Origin of the sequence: Bacteroides oleiciplenus YIT 12058, from assembly GCF_000315485.1 — a bacterium.
Taxonomy (GTDB): Bacteria; Bacteroidota; Bacteroidia; order Bacteroidales; family Bacteroidaceae; genus Bacteroides; species Bacteroides oleiciplenus.
Genome location: NZ_JH992943.1, coordinates 730,192 through 747,946 on the forward strand (window position 1 = coordinate 730,192; position 17,755 = coordinate 747,946).

The 17,755-nt window shown below is 43.0% G+C and carries 16 protein-coding genes; all 16 read right to left on the reverse strand.

Annotated features, from left to right (window positions below):
- Positions 1–146: 146 nt before the first annotated feature.
- The 16 genes from HMPREF9447_RS19250 to HMPREF9447_RS19325 all read right to left on the reverse strand — a co-directional run bounded on the left by HMPREF9447_RS19250 (position 147) and on the right by HMPREF9447_RS19325 (position 17,522).
- Positions 147–992: an FAD/NAD(P)-binding protein gene (locus HMPREF9447_RS19250; protein WP_009131453.1), complete on the reverse strand. Its 846-nt coding sequence runs from the start codon at positions 990–992 to the stop codon at positions 147–149.
- Positions 985–1,998 carry a 4Fe-4S dicluster domain-containing protein gene (locus HMPREF9447_RS19255; RefSeq protein ID WP_044138467.1) on the reverse strand — a complete coding sequence of 338 codons (1,014 nt, stop codon included), beginning with the start codon at positions 1,996–1,998 and terminating at the stop codon, positions 985–987. Before HMPREF9447_RS19255 ends, HMPREF9447_RS19250 begins: the two co-directional genes overlap by 8 nt.
- An 8-nt stretch (positions 1,999–2,006) precedes the next feature.
- Positions 2,007–2,807 carry a 4Fe-4S binding protein gene (locus tag HMPREF9447_RS19260; protein ID WP_009131455.1) on the reverse strand — a complete coding sequence of 267 codons (801 nt, stop codon included), beginning with the start codon at positions 2,805–2,807 and terminating at the stop codon, positions 2,007–2,009.
- Positions 2,800–3,261 carry a hydrogenase iron-sulfur subunit gene (locus tag HMPREF9447_RS19265; RefSeq protein WP_009131456.1) on the reverse strand — a complete coding sequence of 154 codons (462 nt, stop codon included), beginning with the start codon at positions 3,259–3,261 and terminating at the stop codon, positions 2,800–2,802. Before HMPREF9447_RS19265 ends, HMPREF9447_RS19260 begins: the two co-directional genes overlap by 8 nt.
- A 13-nt stretch (positions 3,262–3,274) precedes the next feature.
- Positions 3,275–5,275 carry a CoB--CoM heterodisulfide reductase iron-sulfur subunit A family protein gene (locus HMPREF9447_RS19270; protein WP_009131457.1) on the reverse strand — a complete coding sequence of 667 codons (2,001 nt, stop codon included), beginning with the start codon at positions 5,273–5,275 and terminating at the stop codon, positions 3,275–3,277.
- Positions 5,263–6,129 (reverse strand): CoB--CoM heterodisulfide reductase iron-sulfur subunit B family protein, encoded by an 867-nt coding sequence (locus HMPREF9447_RS19275; protein ID WP_009131458.1) that lies wholly within the window; start codon positions 6,127–6,129, stop codon positions 5,263–5,265. The genes HMPREF9447_RS19270 and HMPREF9447_RS19275 overlap by 13 nt, the downstream gene beginning before the upstream one ends.
- Positions 6,126–6,689, reverse strand: coding sequence for a 4Fe-4S dicluster domain-containing protein (locus tag HMPREF9447_RS19280; protein ID WP_009131459.1), 564 nt, complete (start codon positions 6,687–6,689; stop codon positions 6,126–6,128). Before HMPREF9447_RS19280 ends, HMPREF9447_RS19275 begins: the two co-directional genes overlap by 4 nt.
- A gap of 111 nt (positions 6,690–6,800) precedes the next feature.
- A complete protein-coding gene (locus tag HMPREF9447_RS19285; RefSeq protein WP_009131460.1) occupies positions 6,801–7,232 on the reverse strand; it encodes a hypothetical protein in 432 nt (143 codons plus the stop codon).
- Between the two features lie 208 nt (positions 7,233–7,440).
- On the reverse strand, positions 7,441–9,189 hold the full coding sequence (locus HMPREF9447_RS19290) for a sodium:solute symporter (RefSeq protein ID WP_009131461.1): 1,749 nt from the start codon (positions 9,187–9,189) through the stop codon (positions 7,441–7,443).
- 37 nt (positions 9,190–9,226) lie between these two features.
- Positions 9,227–10,243, reverse strand: coding sequence for an inorganic phosphate transporter (locus HMPREF9447_RS19295; protein ID WP_009131462.1), 1,017 nt, complete (start codon positions 10,241–10,243; stop codon positions 9,227–9,229).
- Between the two features lie 17 nt (positions 10,244–10,260).
- Positions 10,261–10,908, reverse strand: coding sequence for a DUF47 domain-containing protein (locus HMPREF9447_RS19300; RefSeq protein WP_009131463.1), 648 nt, complete (start codon positions 10,906–10,908; stop codon positions 10,261–10,263).
- 18 nt (positions 10,909–10,926) lie between these two features.
- Positions 10,927–11,559 (reverse strand): DedA family protein, encoded by a 633-nt coding sequence (locus HMPREF9447_RS19305; protein WP_009131464.1) that lies wholly within the window; start codon positions 11,557–11,559, stop codon positions 10,927–10,929.
- A 610-nt stretch (positions 11,560–12,169) separates the two neighbouring features.
- A complete protein-coding gene (locus tag HMPREF9447_RS19310) occupies positions 12,170–13,360 on the reverse strand; it encodes a BF3164 family lipoprotein (protein ID WP_009131465.1) in 1,191 nt (396 codons plus the stop codon).
- A 3-nt stretch (positions 13,361–13,363) separates the two neighbouring features.
- On the reverse strand, positions 13,364–14,566 hold the full coding sequence (locus HMPREF9447_RS19315; RefSeq protein ID WP_009131466.1) for a 6-bladed beta-propeller: 1,203 nt from the start codon (positions 14,564–14,566) through the stop codon (positions 13,364–13,366).
- Between the two features lie 160 nt (positions 14,567–14,726).
- Positions 14,727–15,878, reverse strand: a complete 1,152-nt coding sequence (locus tag HMPREF9447_RS19320; RefSeq protein WP_244267648.1) for a tetratricopeptide repeat protein — start codon at positions 15,876–15,878, stop codon at positions 14,727–14,729.
- Positions 15,879–16,070: 192 nt separating this feature from the next.
- The gene (locus tag HMPREF9447_RS19325) at positions 16,071–17,522 is read right to left on the reverse strand and encodes an ATP-binding cassette domain-containing protein (RefSeq protein WP_044138468.1); all 1,452 of its coding nucleotides are present in this window, start codon (positions 17,520–17,522) and stop codon (positions 16,071–16,073) included.
- Positions 17,523–17,755 lie beyond the last annotated feature (233 nt).

The following is a 17,755-nucleotide window of genomic DNA, read 5'->3' on the forward strand; positions in this document are numbered from 1 at the left end:
TTACTTCCCATTGGGCTTTCCTCATCCTATACGGAACCAGTTAGTAAATACACTTTGCCTGAAATCACTTCGGTACGTATTTTGCTTCCGCACAGCTTTTTCCGTTTCACAACGGAAAGAAATTATTATAATTATGGATTATGGAATCAATATTCAGGGGGAATATCATTCAACTGAGCTTTCGTAAACACAGGACCGTCTTTACAGACGTACAACTTCCCTACATTACACCGACCGCACTTACCTACTCCACATTTCATCCGGTTCTCTAAAGTGGTGTAAATGTTTTCATCTCTGAAACCGAGCTTTTCCAGTACAGGAAAAGTAAATTTAATCATTACCGGAGGACCACACACCACAACAATCGTATTGGTGCTATCGGGTGCAACCTCCTCCAAAACAGAGGGCACGAAGCCCACCTGTCCTTTCCAGTCGGGAGTTTCTCCACCCGGATCGACCGTAGTAATCAAACGGACATCCGGACGATTATCCCATTCTTTCAGTTCTTCCTTATAGACTAAATCGCCTACGGACTTCGCTCCGTAGACAATGGTGATATCATTAAAGTTCTCACGTAAATCCAAGGCATTCCATATTACACACCGCATAGGGGGCAACGCGATTCCGCCCGCTACGAATAGCAGATTCTTTCCTTTCCACTCATCTATAGGGAAAGTATTGCCGAAAGGCCCTCGGAAGCCGATAGTAGATCCTTCTTCCAGTCTGGACAGTCCCATAGTTACCCTTCCCGCTTCCCGGAAAGTACATTCTATATACCCTTTGCGCGTAGGGGAAGAAGCTATGCAGAACGTAGATTCCCCGTCGCCAAACGAAGAATATTCACCAAACTGTCCGGCCTTGAAGTGGAACTCTTCTCCTTCCTGCTCGTCCTTGAACTTCAACCGGAAAGTCTTAACTCCGGGAGCTTCGTTCGTTATTTTTTCAATTATCATCCTGTAAGGAAGATAAAGGGAATATTCCTGTCTATCCATGATTTGCTATCGACATTAAATGTTCAAGTATGTTCATATCAACCGGACAAGCACGGGAACAACGCCCGCATCCGGTACAGCCTGTTTCATTTATACGCTCTGGCATATACAAAAACTTATGCAGGATGCGTTGCCTCCAACGGGTACTTTGGGTAGACCGGGGATTATGTCCGGATGTATGCTGCGTAAATAATGAAAATCCACAGGAATCCCAGCAACGAATCCGGTTGCCGGAACTTCCCCGGGCATCTTCCTGAATATCAAAACAGGCGCAAGTGGGACAAACAAATGCACAGGCACCACATCCCAGACAGCGTTCGGACTGTTGTTTCCAGACGGGACTGTCAAAAGCACCTTCCAGCTTTTCATGGAGTCGATCGAGAGGAAAACGGACAGGTACGGATGCTAAATATTTCTCTTTATCTATTCCCTCAGCTAGTACGGGGGCTTTCACAAATTTCTCAATCAGCGATTGGCCTTTAGAAGTCAGCACCTCTAGCAAGGCGCTTTGATCGGGCAATTCCGTAATCTGTATGTCACTTCCTTCTGTGTTTCCCGGACCTCCGTGAACAGAAGTACAAAAACAGGAATCATCACACTGTGCGCAACTAAAACTAATCAAAGTCATTTTAGACCGACGTACATTGTATATATCATCTTTGTAATCCCAGTTAAACACAGCGGTGAGCGGAGCAAAACCTGCCGCATCACAGGGGCGCACTTTCCAAAGAACAATCTCCGGCAAGTCTCTTGAGTCGTTTTCTTTCAAGACTATGTCTTTCCCTTCTTTCCGATAAGAGAATAACTTTTCTGCTTTCGGGAAAGCAAAGCATTTCACCGATTGGGTAGTTTGCACATAGTCATCGGCTACTTTATCATCAAAAGCCAGCGATTGAAAATCGACTTTTTTTCCGTTGCGTACAGGTGCAAATACTTTTGTCTTGCTGCATACCATCTGTCGAAGCCACTCTTCCAAAGCATACTTACTGATATGTAAATTAGTCATTGTTTCCATTAGCGTATGAAATTTTCTTTATCTTCCACTCTGAAAGTGGCAAGTACATTACCTTTACCTCCAGTATCTCCCGGTTGTTTTCCGAACTCATCCCGGATGACTTCTGCCATACTCAACGTCAACAAATGAATGGGAATACCTACCGGACAAGCTTGTGCACATGCTCCACATTCCACACAACGTCCGGCCATATGCATCACCCGGTTTATCTGCCATTCCATGTTAGTCAACGGAGCCGACCATGCTTGTATCCATTGAGGACAGTTCACTTCGACAATGCACCTATTGCAATAACATAATGGACAAGCAGCACGGCAGGCATAACATTTTATACACTTTGACATTTCATGAAGCCAGTATTGCCAACGGTCTTCCTGCGTCATGCTTTGTAGCTTTTCTATAAGAAGACGGTTGTCAGCACTCATAGTTGCAAGATAATCAGCCATATAGATCTGAATATCTTCGAAGTTACCAAATTGAACAATTTCTCCCTGAGCATCTTGTGTAAGGATTATCCATTGGTTTTGCTTCAACTGATTCTCCGAAGCTAATTGCAGGATAGTGCGCAACGCCGGAAGATTGGCTACCAGCGCAACGCTATCTGCGCCCAATAACTCCAGTTTAGTCAGATAGACTGCCAGATTATTCGGACAATACTCATCCCAGATCAACCTGCCTGCATCCTCCATATTCCTACAAAAGAATGGGCGTGCTCCATGATTGCCCTTCTCAAAGCCAATAGCCAGTTTTACAGTGCCTTCAGCGAAGAGTGATTTTACTTTTTCTACCAAATTATTCATGAGCCACCTCCTGTTCCAGATATTCGGTTGCTTTTTTATATTCTTCGTAAGGACCTAACTCCCGTATATTGGCAACTGTCTGATTTACCAATTCCGCCCACTTCGCTCCCTCGGCAGCCGACACCCAGGAATAACAGATTCTCCGAATATCGATACCCAGAAAATCAAGTAATCCACGAAAGACGATCCAACGGCGGCGGGCATGAAAATTGCCAGATGTGTAATGGCAATCATTCGGATGACAACCGGATACTATGATGCCATCTGCTCCACCAGCAAAGGCTTTCAGTAACAGCATAAAATCAATTCTACCCGTACAGGGGAAACGTACTATTTCCACATTAGTCGCATACTTCAAACGGCTTGTCCCGGTCAAATCAGCCCCTGCATAAGTACACCAGTTGCAGACAAAAGCAACTATTTTCGGTTCAAATTCAGATTTATTCTCATTCATAACTTGCTTCTTTTTAATTGTTCAACAGAGCCATAACTTCGGCATAAACCTGTTCATTGGAGTATCCTTGTATATCGATAGACTTGGAACGACAAAAAGCAACACAAGTTCCGCACCCCTGACAGAGCCCCGGATTCACTTTAGCAACTGTTTTCAACACTTTACCCGTCCGGTCTTTTATTTCTTCTCGCTCGATAGCCTGATAAGGACAGACAGTCTGGCACATAAAACATCCCACGCACGTACTAAATACGGGAGGAGCCGTACGGTTGACAACAGCAATCATCGGTTCGCGCACCAGATTGGCTTGCGAAAATAAACCAGCCACCTTCACAGCTGCGCCTGATGCCATTCCGACAGTTTCAGGAATATCTTTCGGTGCCTGGCAAGCTCCCGCCAGGAAGATACCGGCAGTATTTGTTTCCACCGGTTTCAACTTCGGATGTGCTTCTGCAAAGAACTGGTAAGGATCGTAGGAAATATGCATCTTCTGAGCCAGTTCTTCTGCTCCCTTATTTGCCACTCCTGCCGTAGCCAATATTACCATATCAGCTTCAATCTCAACCGGAGAAGCGCTGAGTAAGGTATCTACTCCTTTTACAATCAATTTTCCTTCTTTCTCGTAAATCCGTGCCACGCGGCCTCGTATATAGTTTACACCATCCTCTTCAATAGCTCGACGAACAAATTCTTCATAATTCTTGCCTCCTGCACGGATATCCATATAGAAGACATAAGATTCACCATCGTGTACTTTATGCTGATAAAGCATGGCGTGTTTGGCAGTGTACATACAACATATTTTGGAACAATAAGGAATTCCCTTAGCCGGATCGCGCGAACCGGCACAAGCCACAAAAACAATCTTCTTAGGCACCTTGCCATCTGAAGGACGGCGTATTTCTCCCAAGGTCGGACCGGATGCCGAAGCCAGCCGTTCGAATTGGATTCCAGTAATGACATCCATATATTTGCCATAACCATATTCAGGAAAGAAATCCGTATTCAGTACATTAAATCCCGTAGTGACAACAATAGCCCCTACTTCTTCTGTCATAATGCGGTCTTGCTGGTCAAAACGTATAGCTCCTGTCGGGCACGTCTTCTCACAAACTCCGCATCTTCCTGTACGGAAATGAGTACAATGCCCCCGATCAATCACCGGTTTATTAGGAACGGCCTGCGGAAACGGAACATAAATAGCTGTTCGCATACCCAGTCCAGCATTGAATTCGCTCGGTATTTTCTTTGTAGGACATTTCGTTGTGCATAGCCCGCAACCCGTACATAGTTTCTCGTCAATACTCTTCGCTTTCAGACGGATATTAGCTTTGAAATTACCTATAAAACCTTCCAGATTCTCCAGTTCAGCATAGGTATATAGCTTAATATTTGGGTGCTGAGCAACTTCAACCATACGCGGAGTCAAAATACATTGCGAACAATCCAAAGTAGGAAACGTTTCCGATAATTGCGACATATGCCCGCCAATTGAGGGCTCCTTTTCTATCAGAATCACCTGATAACCACAATTAGCAATATCCAAACTAGCCTGGATACCTGCAATTCCACCACCTATTACCAAAGCTTTCTTTGTAACAGGGACTTGTATGGGATTCAAGGGACGATTTCGTTTAACCTTCTCAACCAGGCTTTTCACAAGGTCGATAGCCTTACGAGTGGTTGCTTCTCCTTTATCATGTACCCACGAACAATGTTCACGAATATTGGCTATTTCGCAAAGATAAGGGTTCAACCCCGCCTCGGCACATGCCCGGCGGAAAGTAGGCTCATGCATGCGGGGAGAACATGCTCCGACAACAACACCATCCAGCCCATGCTCTTTGATGGCATTTTTTATAATAGTCTGTCCAGGGTCCGAGCACATATATTTATAGTCAACCGCACATGCCACTCCTTCCATATCCGCAGCAGCCCCGGCAACTTTTGCGCAATCAACAGTAGCACCGATGTTTTCTCCGCAATGGCATATAAAAACTCCTATTCTTGACATAGCTCAGCCTCTTTTAAGTTTACAATCACAAAATGACGTTCTAATCCCAATTCTTTGGGTGAAAGTCCGATTGCCAATCCCAACACCTGGGTTATATAAAGTACAGGTATTGTTATCGGTTTCGTCAAATATCGGTTGATGACAGAACGACGCATATCCAGATTGGAATGACACATCGGGCAAGCCACAATCACAGCTTCCGCCCCCCGGTCACTAGCATCTTTCAGGATATTTCCGGAGAGACGTCCGACCAAATCCGTACGCGATACGGATAAGCCTGCACCGCAGCACTCGGTTTTAAAAGCCCAGTCGATAGGCTTAGCACCTAACAGAGACATCAGTTTATCCATACTTTGAGGATCTTCCAATCGGTCAAATTTTAGAATCTTATATGGGCGAAGTAGCAAACAACCGTAGTAACAAGCCACCTGATGAACAAACGGACGCACTATCTTATCAGGCAATGTATCCATAATATATTTCTCTATAAACTGGAGCACATTCAGCACTTTGACAGTGCCTAGATAAGGCAAACCCACAACTGTCAGAATAGTATCTTTTATTTCTTCATTGTTTGCCAACTCATGTTGTGCCACACTCAAACGATTGTAACAAGAAGCACAGGGAACTACAATTTCCTCAAAGCCCTGCTTTTCAGCCAGAGCCAGCACACGGATGGGCAGGGACAAAGACAACTCCTTATTCATGGAGTGTGCCGCAGTAGCTCCACAACAGTTCCAGTCTTGTATTTCCGCCAAATCTATTCCCATTGCTTTCCCTATGGCTTTCACCGACTCATTGTATTCACAGGAAGTGCCATTCAGTGAACATCCCGGATAGAAACCTATTCTCATACTTTTCTATTTTTCCTTTTTTCAATGGTTTGAGAAAATATCTTCTTCATCTTTTGCCTGTTCTTGATACATTCCGGCAGAAGATTCAACTTCCCTTTAGTCAACATAGAGGGAACCAGATTCACATCTTGCAGTACACGAAAAGTACGTGCCTTGAATCCGGCTACCAAACCTATTTCATACAATCTTCCAGTATACTTCACCGATTGGAGGAAAGCACTGTGAAAAGCAACCACAGGTTGGGATTGTTCATTGATGCACCTTCGGTGGCGAGCTTGTTCCCGCAAATAATCCATTGCCTTCGGAATGTCTATTTCTTTAGGACACCGGGCTATGCAATTCTCACAATTCAAACAAATCCAGATAGCATTGGAACTGAGTACACGACTGTCATTTCCAGGGGTTCTCGTCTGGAGCAAACGCACCAGATAACTAGGAGAGAAATCCATTTCTTCCGCTAAAACGCACCCTGCCGTACACTTACCACATTGATAACAACGTGATATAATGACACCCACTTCATGCTCCAAGCCGTAGGAAATACATTTTTTGTTTTCCATGTCAGCATGAAATTAAATAAGAAATAATAAAGAAAAATGAACTGATAGAGGAAAAGCTAAGAAGAATGTAACATGCTTTCTACCCTATCAAAAAGCGGAAAAGAATAGGATTCAAATAAGAAGATGACCTAATGTATAAAGATAATATCCATTAGAATATTTAATGTAATTAGTGTCCGGTGAAAGCCCCTTCCATTTATTCTCCGGAAGTTGAGTATCTGCAAGACAAAGCATCTGCATCGTTGTGGCAGTATTAAATCTCAATGTCTTCGAAGGAGCGGTAGTATTTCTGAAAGAAAACAAGTCGCCTAAAAGACCATCACTAATTTCATAGTCGGACACTTCGTTATCAAAAGAATGACCACCTTTATATGATTGCTCGGAGGCAGTCACAGATGCACTCTGATTCAACCGGGTACAAGACTGCATGACTACAGCAACAACCTCTGTTTCAGGTCGAAGCTCTTGCACTTTTTGTTCAGGAGTATAATGGAATCCTAACATTAAAAGTGCACCGAATAATATGCAATAGATGTACTTCATCACAATGGCTGCAAACGTAGTAATTATCTTTTAAAAGAATACATTTTTATCGTAAAATTAAGGCTTATTTCACACTTCCCGATAACGATTATCCTATCCGAAGAAAACCATCAGAATACCAGATAAACTGTTCGGCTTTACACCGCACTTTATCCGATACTCTATGAAGGATTTCTGAAAAGGATTACATCAGTTAAAAAGAGCTTGTTTACCAGAAATAGATATAAAAGAGGATACAAATTAATACCACTCCTAACGAAGTGATTACATCCATCTTAGTCCAACTGGCTCGCGTAGCTGCCTTTTGTTCGGGACTTTGGGTGAGGAACGTGATACCTTTAAGCTTTTCTTCACTGGCTTGTTTGGTAAAGAAGCTGATAGTAACCATCAGAAGCATTGTGAAAATAAGCAAATAGATTTCGAACCACAACCAGTTGATACCCAGGAAGTGCTGAATAAACGCCGGATAATCCAGAAAATCAGAACTTCCCACTTTCGCCGGGTAAACAGCCATAATAGCCAGTCGGGCCATACCTATCAAGAAACCAACGATAAGACCTATTTCACCCGCTTTCGGAGTCACCTTCCTGGTAAATACTCCCAGAATAAATACAGCAGCAATAGCCGGAGCAATCAGTGACTGCATTTCCTGAAGGATACCGTAAAGGCTCTTACCCATCATCTGCATGACGGGAATCCATGCCACACCGAATATAACAACCGCCAAGGTAGCCATACGTCCCATCCATACCAACTTCTGTTCAGATGCTTCCGGATGATAATGCTTATAAAAGTCAATAGTGAAAAGAGTGGCAGAAGAATTAAAGTGCGCAGCCAGTGAAGTGACCAAAGCAGAAATAAAACCGATAGTTACGATACCTTTCACACCGACAGGTAACACATACCGTACCATAGCACTAAAAGCCTCATCTGTCACCATTTCCCCTTCTGCATTACTCATCAACGCAGCAAAGTCGGGACGTGCATACAAAGCAGCAGCAACCATACCAGGAATGAGGAACATGAAAACGGGAAGTATTTTCAGATAACCTGCAAAGATGGTTCCCTTGCGGGCTTCATTCATATTTCTGGCTGCAAGTACCCGCTGAACAATATGCTGGTCAGTACACCAATACCAGAAACCAATGATAGCAGCGCCTATAAATACTCCGAAACCAGGGAAACGCCCATAAAGAGGATCGCTTTCTTCAAAGTGCATCAAGTGATTAATACCATGACTGGTTCCATCTACCCCCTTATTCAAACTCTGAGCATGAGCTAGCATAGCATTCCATCCATCTACAATGGACCCGCTGCCCAAAGCGTGCAATCCGAGAAACAACACCAGGAAAGCACCGATAATCAGGATAGGAGTCTGAATAGCGGAGATTGTCATTACTCCTTTCATACCTCCGAAGATGGTGAAAACTCCCGTCAGCAATACTAAACCGAGTGCCCCATACCAGAAAGGCAACCCGAGCAAACCTTCAAAAAAGATCCCCCCGGTAATGGCTGTCACAGAAACCTTAGTCAATACATAGCTGACAAGGGTGATGAGTGAAAGTGCCGAACTTGTGTTGCGTGTAAAGCGGCGGCTCAGAAATTCCGGCATGGTAAAAATTCTACTATGCTCATAGAACGGGACGAAAAACCATCCGAGAACAAGAATCATCCAGCCCTGCATCTCCCAATGGGCCATGCCTAAACCGGTCTCGGCACCTGCGCCGGCCAGTCCCACAAGATGTTCCGAACCAATGTTTGCCGCAAAGATAGCAGCACCAATGGTAAACCATGTTTCATTACGTCCGGAAAGGAAGTAATCGTCACTTGTTTCGCCGCCTGACTTAGTAGCCTTACTCCTCCGAATGGCACGGCAAACAAACCATGCCACAAGTGCTACACCGACAATGATAATAGCCCAGTCTAACACTTCAAATTGATGTGAATTCCAATTCATAACATTGATTATTAACTAATTGTTATTTGTATCCGATTCAGGAAAACAAAGAAATAATCCAATAAACTCCAGCTGCCAAAAGACCACTCACCGGAATGGTCAGCACCCAGGCCGTCATCAGGCTCTTCGTCACTCCCCAACGGACGGCAGAAAGTCGTTTTGTAGCACCTACTCCGATAATGGCTCCGGTAATTGTATGCGTAGTGCTGACCGGAATCTTTAGAAACTCCGTGAGATATAATGTAAAAGCACCGGCTGTCTCCGCAATGACACCTTCCAGAGGTGTGACTTTAGTGATTCTGGTGCCCATTGTCTTTACAATCTTCCACCCGCCAGACATGGTTCCAAGTGAAATGGCCGTGAAACATGAAAATGCTACCCAGTCAGGCAAGTCATTAATGCTATTGATTCCCATTCCCAAACCTTGCGAGTGAGCGGCTATCATGGCAGCAGCTATAATACCCATTACTTTCTGAGAGTCATTCAGTCCATGCCCTATACTGAATAAGGCAGAAGATACGAGTTGCAGCTTCTTAAACCAGACCTCAGCAGTACTGGGACGTGCTCGACGGCAAATATAGAGTACCAACAATGTAAATCCGAAAGCAACTACCATTCCTATCAAAGGAGCCAGGAATATGAAGGCGGCAATTTTCAAGATGATATTCACTTGAATAGCACCAAAACCATGAGCCATAATGGCAGCTCCTGCAAAGCCACCGATAAGCGTATGGGAAGAAGATGAAGGAATGCCTCTCCACCAGGTAAACAGGTTCCACGTAATGGCTGCAATCACCCCCGATAATATAATCGGTAGTGTGATATACTGTTCCATCACAGTCTTAGATACCGTATTGGCTATACCGAAGCCTCCAATTATATATTTGGCAATAAAAAATGCAACGAAATTAAAGAAAGCCGCCCATATCACCGCCTGAAAAGGAGTGAGCACCTTGGTCGATACAATGGTAGCTATTGAATTCGCCGCATCGTGAAAGCCATTGATATAGTCGAATATCAGAGCCAGAATAATAATTATTACTAATAATTCCATGGTCTTGCCTTCTTTTACTATGCGTATTTTACAATCAGATTCTTCAATATCTTGCCTACATGTTCTGCTGCATCGGTTGTCTTCTCCAGCTCGTGCATAATTTCCTTAATCTTGATAAGTTCAATGCAGTCCTTTTCTTCTTCAAAAAGTTTCTTGATAAAGAGCTCATATACATCATCCGCCTGATTCTCTATATCATGCAGTTTATTGCAATATCCACGCAACGCTGCCGGTTTCTGTCGGAAAGTTTCAAGTTCATCCATAGCTTTACCAATATAAACGGCCTCTTGCTGAATCAAGCGGCTCAGTTCTTTTCCACTATCGGAAATCGGTCGGGGATTATAGATAGTGATACGCTTGGCACTACTATTTATTCCGTCAATGACATCATCCATAGTCGAAGCCAAAGCATGAATATCTTCCCGGTCGAAAGGAGTAATGAAAGTGGTGCCCAGTTCATCCAGAATTAAATGAGTCAGCTTATCCCCCTCACGTTCAAGGTCTTTAATTTGCTTATAGTAATCTGCCCGTTTCTCCGGTATATCATGTTGCAGGCTCTCCACCAGAAGAGCGGAAGATGCAGACAAAATCTCAGATAATTGTTTCAACAGAGGAAAGAACTTAGGTTCTTTTGGAGTAAAACGACTAAAAAAAGAATTTTTCATAAGAATAAATATATTTAATTATTTAAGTTTTGCCCGTATCACTTCTATAACGGCAGGCAATATGGAAATAACGATAATTGCTACAATCAGTAACTTAAGATTCTCTTGCACAAACGGAAGGTCTCCAAAGAAATATCCGGCATAACAGAAAATCGCAACCCAAAAGGCACCTCCTATCAGGTTGTACATCATGAAATAGTAATAGTGCATCTTACCCATCCCCGCCACAAATGGAGCAAAGGTGCGGACAATGGGTACAAATCTGGCTATTATGATAGTCTTGCCACCATATTTCTTGTAAAAGTCATGCGTTTTATCCAGATAACTCTGTTTGAATATCCTGGAATCAGGATTGTTAGAAAGCTTACTCCCGAAGAAATGTCCTATCATGTAATTGCAAGAGTCTCCCAACACGGCTGCCAGAAACAATACCAAAACAAGAATATTCACGTCAAGCGGCATTCCGGGCAATGCAGCTATGGCTCCGCCCACAAAAAGCAAAGAATCTCCCGGTAGAAAAGGAGTAACGACTAATCCGGTTTCGCAGAAAATAATTATGAACAATATTACATAAGCCCAGGTATGATATTCCTGTACTATGCTTATCATATATTGGTCAATGTGGAGAATAAAATCCAATAGAAAATCCATTATATATTGATTATTAGTACATAAATCACATATATACTCTACAGTAAAGACATGACCTTCCGGCTATTCTCTATGATAGAAATACATATGAATTGAAGTAAAGAGAAAGGATAAGACATAGGACTGTCTTATAAAAGAAAGGATTTAAATAATGATATGCCTTAGCGCATAAACATAGTATCTACTGGAATATTGAGTTAGAGATATGCAAGACGGAAAAGATATTCTTTTTTCTTCGAGAAGGGAAACTTTTAAGGATTTAACTATTTTAGCAATAACGGAGGAAGTGTTGAATCTTAGAAGTTGTGAAGAAGGGAGGTTACAGCGTGAAATTGAAGTAACTACATTACCAATGGCTCTGTCTGTATATTCCCCGCCATAAATAATCTTTCTACATTGCTCCGTATCTGCTTTAGAGAAGTTGCACTGCGTTTCTGTTTGCTGTAAATCTATGGCGCAAAATTCCTTGTGTTCCTTCATGCCATCGGATACTGATTCAAATCCGGATATGAGGAATACACCTAACAATACGCAAAATAAAAGTATATACTTCGCCATAACGGCTGCAAATATAATAAAATTATAAATATAGCAACCGTTTCTGTTTCTCTTATTTCTTTCCAGGTAATGTGTAGAGGAAAAGCGGATCATCGTACATGTAACAAACCTGATACAGTTGTTCCCCATCCGATATAACCCTGCCCCAATGATCAAGCTTATATCGTGCTACCGGATTACCACCCCAGTCGTATTGTTCCACGAAGATATATCCATCGCCTTTACCATTTTCGCGTGTCACTTGGATGGGAGTACGTCCGCTGTAAGTCAGGAAGAAGTAATCATCCGTAGCGGATATTCCCCAATAATAGGTTATATTATCCGGTCCTAATGTAAGTACGTCATTCTTAGCCTCCACACCATCAGCTTCGAAATTAATATCCCGCACGGTCTGGGCGGATTTATCCATCACCAGTACCTTACGGAAATACTTATAAGCATATACCATGCGATTACCAGAAGGAGAAACAATAAAATCACCTATATACGGGCTCCAAGAGCGATGTTTCTTACTGAATGCCAGATTATAGATTTGTTCTGTCTGCAAACTATCTCCTTGATAAACGGTACGAATTATAGCTTTTCCCCGGGGGATATTATCTACATAATAGAAAGTATCCAGGGAAGCCACACATATCTGACGGTCTGAATAAGAGGTACCTTTCATCGACTTGAAAGTAAAAGGACAAGGTTTCAGATTACCCACTGTATCCGTTTCATACAACTGCATAGCAGTGGTTTCATATAGATATGTACCATCAACGGATGCACAAGAAGGCACAAGATGCGGAAAGTTAAATTCATTGGGTCCATTCCCTCCCATTCCGAAAGAAGTGATATAGCTGAAATCCGGCAAACGATACCAATGAAAGAAACAGTTCAGTCCCTCATCATCTGGTCTCACCACCTCAACTGTTCCGTCTGAACGGCGGGTATATGAAACGGCAGGACGGTTCTGCAACAGGAAGTATCCGTCCCTAACCAGCATCTCCGGTTCTGCCATTTTAAAGATGGGACCTTCCTCATCCAAAATCTGATGCCTGCCGGTCAGTTCTATCAGTTGTCCGAAATCCTCCTCTTTCAGCGTTACACTACCTTCTACCAAAGGAACATCCGTTATCACTTTCCGGGTATCTGCTACAGACAGGGTATCTGTTTCGCCCTGTTGTCCCTTCTCTGCCCGCGGTTTGCAGGCAGAGAGGCACAATAGAGAGAATAATATAATATAGAGTAAGTGTTTCATTCCTTATCTTAATTTGGCATACAGAACGTAGTTATTATCATTTTCCTGAATGCTATCTACCAGCTTTTGCATACGTTCCCGGTCGGTTGTAGGAATATCCGTTGTCTCCGCCAGATATTTTTCAAGCATTTCTTTCAATGTAGCCGGCTCCATATTAGCTGCATAATAGCCGTTTGAACAATTGTACGGAAACCACTGTATAGGCATATTTCCCAAATAGTCATTCTCCACCTTATAGAAAGCACCTTTCAAGGTTCGCTTGTCTATGACGAAATCAACAGGAACTTCGGTTGTGAAATTTCTTTCATCAACTTGCTTTTCCACTGACGTACTTCCCAGAAAATGATGTGGCAGTTCTTTGTAATCATGGATAGGAATCTCTCTATTGCCAAAATTCATAGTGAAACGAGGAGTCAGACGCCCATTGGCATAATGATAAAGGCTATCCGGGCGACGTCCCCAGAACACAAAGAGAGAAACATCAAAGTCTGTACCATTCTTATTACTATATACCTCGTTACTGAAATCCGGTTTTACAGCCAAATGCCGTGAAGGTATGGTATCCACAATTTCTCCATTGAACTTCTGTGTCCAGGCCACATTAGGTAAATACTCGAAAGGTAAAAGAAATATGGAAAGCAAAGAATCTTTTGTATTCGCTTTAAAAACGCCTTTCGGCACCAAAGTAGGCAACGGAATATTCTGCACGGGCTGTCCCTTCATATCATAAGCCAACAGAGACCGCGCATTCCAGGGAAGTAAATAGATGCGTCCACCGTTCTCATCTATCTGAGCGTCATATATCATTTTATATTCACCGGGCCCTTGTCCCACAGAACCGACGTTGCAAAGGAATTTGCCGGATTTATCGAAAAGTTTAAAAGGTGTCTGGTCTTTGCCCCATACCATCATATAATTATCGGATATTACCACATTCCGCACAGGCACTAACGCTTCATCCCGATTGTCCAACTTCACAATCTGTAGTTCTTCTGCAAAACAACTCAACGGGAGTATTGCGGTATCTTTTATGGCTGCAAGATCACAAACCCATACGGAATCTCCATTTACCATTTCTACCGAACCGACTACCGGCTGCGTATCCAGCGCATAAGTTTTACGTCCCTCATTTGTACAGGAACTCAGACATAAAACGAACATCAGCCCTGCCATACATCCTGTTCTTTTCAATTGCTTGTTTTTCATGATTCTTATTTTTTCGTGTGAAACAATAAGACAAAGGTAGGTGTATAGAGAGGAATAGGCAAATAATCATATAGACAAAACCAGCAAAGCACTTTCGCACTAATCCATTAATTATAAACAAATTACCATTTAATTATTTTGAATTACTATAGACAAAACCTTAAAAACGGCGCAAGAAATCATCCAAGGTCTCATTGTTCTCCGTTAATCCCAGTTTGTCCCGTTTCATCCGTTGCTTCTTCCTACTAATCGAAGTACGACTAATACAATATATATCAGATAAGTCCTTAATACTAACATTGATTTTCACCAAACAACAGAAATAGACATCTTTCATATTTAACCCCGGAAAAGCTTCCCGCAGACGCACGGAGAATTTCTCATAACTTCCATCCACCGTCTGGCGTATATCTTCCCACTCTTCGTCGGACAATGCTATACGACGGTTCTGGATGTCACCATCTTCTCCTTCCGATGGTTCCTCTTTCTCCAGAGAAGGAATTTTATGAAATGATTTCATACGGCGGAAAAGTGACTCACGAAGTAAACTCTCCTTTTCACGCAGTTCATTCAGCTCCTCTGATTGTGTCAATAGCTGTTCGGTTTGCTTTAATCGTAAGGATTGTTCCCGCCAGAGTTGTTTATACATCTGTCTTTTGCGACGCTGCCAGACAATATAGACCACTGCAAACGCTATTGCACAGCAAAGTCCCAAAGTCAGCAATCCTATCTCCCGCCTCTGTTTATCTATTTTTAGATGATTCAGCTCATTCTCCAACTTTGCTTTTTCATACATCGTCCGACTCTCGATCCCCTCTTCCCTTTGCAACTCTTTCATAAGCTGTTCATCAGCCGAGATTGCTGCTTTAAAAGCCTGTTCATCTTTTCCTTGGGAAGAATACAGATATTGCAATCGCCGGGAGGCAGCGGTAGCCACCCAACGGTTCAATGAAGTAGCTGCAATGCGGTAGCTGATAACAGCCGAATCATATTCGTGAATACCCGCCCACAAGTTTCCTTTTGCCAAATGATAATAAGGCACCACACGACGGTCATCCATATTCTTCCTCATAGAGTCCATAAGCGATATCCCTTCCCTGTAGCGTCCGGATGTGATATAGGCATTCGCCACATTCTGGCAGAGAAGACCATACTGCCATTCTTTTGCCATACGGCTGGCTCTCAGGAAGTAAACAACAGCCTTATCCAGTTCATTCCTCGCCACATAAACAGTGCCGACATAACGGTTTACCTGTGCTTTATCCTCTTCATTCCTGAAGAAGCTTTCAGCCAGCCGCATATAAAATAGCATACTGTCTACTTTTGAAGGATTATAGGCAAGTGTTCTTCCTTTTTTGAATAGAGTCAGCCCAATTGCGAAAGAATCAGGTTTTATCTGCGACTTTTCGACAGTGGCAGACGACATCTTTCCCCCATTGCAGGAGATAAAAAAGCAAGGTATCAAAAAAAGAAGTAACAGTTTCCTCATTATTCAGGCCAGATATTAGTGGTTACGTTTTAAAAATAGTCGGTCGGTTATCGTAGCCGGAAGTTCCCTTTCATAGTGGGTAACCATAATCATTGTTTTATCCTGACGACGGCAGAACGCCTCAATTATCTTCTTCACACGGCGGCGGTTATAAGTATCCAGTCCGTGAAGCGGTTCATCCAGTATCAGCAATTCCGGGTCCTTCACAAAAGCACGTGCCAGGAGTGCCAGACGTTGTTCACCACTGGACAATTGCAGGAAAGGTTTATCCTTCAAACCGGCAATACCGAAAATATCCATCCACCATTCACAGATGGACATTTGCTCAGCTTTCGGACGTTTATACAATCCGATGCTATCGTGCAAACCGGAAGCTACGATTTCAATAGCCGGCAGGTTTTTCAGATAAGCACGGTGCATCTCGGGACTGACATATCCGATATGTTTCTTTATCTCCCAAATACTCTCGCCCGTACCCCGTTTCCTTCCGAACAAGCTGATGTCGCATGCATACGATTGAGGATTATCTGCACAGACAAGACTGAGAAGAGTTGATTTTCCCGCACCATTCTCACCGCTCAATGCCCACTTCTGCCCGCGCATCACCGACCAGTCCAACTCTTTCAGAATGGTGCGGTCGCCATAGCGGATGCTTACCTTATTCAGTTTCACCACTTCATCTGAAACATAGTTGGTGTTATCGTAAGGCAAATCAATAATGCGTTGTTGCAAGTCCTCAGGGGCAGGTACATCCGCATTCTGGAATATAGTAAGATATTGATCGCGTAGCATCATTTGTCCCACCATTCGATTGGCTACCGGCAACACTTTATTTATATAAGAGGGTACATCGTCCATCATGGAAAGTACAAGAATCAGTTGCACGGCAGAGCGTTTTGCCAAACTTTCCAACAAAGTATTCAGCAACTCACGGGTTTGTGCATCCAGGCCGATGAAAGGATTATCCATAATAAGAATGCGGGGAGCAGTCAGCAAAGCCTTCACCAACTGAAACTTACGGAGTTCACCACTGGAAAGGAGAATCATCGGTTTGTCCAGCATCGGTTCAATGCGGAACAATTCGAAAAGTTCCTGCTTCAGCACCTCATTCTTTACTTCTCCAAGCATATCGCTGACCAACGGCACATCGTCATGGTCATGGGTATTCCAGCGTTGTTGATAATAGTAATTGGCATCGGCCGAACCGTATGTGTCACGAAAAGCAAGGTATTTGATATTGTCATAAACCGCCTGTGAGGCAGAGGGAGAAAAGTCATATGTCAGAGTTCCTTCCTTCAACGGGTACTTGCCTATAAGCATATCTACCAGGAGACTTTTACCGGAACCGTTAGGACCGACGATAGCAATATGTTCATCTGCCGGAAAAGAAGCTGAAACGGGTGCGGCCAAACGAACAAGCGGATTACGGGCTACACCTCCCGTCAGACATATAGTATATGGTTGCATCATTTTAGACGTATTTTGCTTAGTAATGTGCCGCAAAGATACCAAGTTTTCCCTTTAATTACCTAAAATGAGTGGTAGTTTAATCAATTCTCCTATTTTTAAGCAACCCATATGAAAAATAATCCATATATTGGGAAACAATTTCCCAGAGAAATCTGTTTTAGTAAAAGACATGTATCAATAACATATTAGAAAGGATGGGCAAAACACTCATTAAAAGATATTGGCTTACG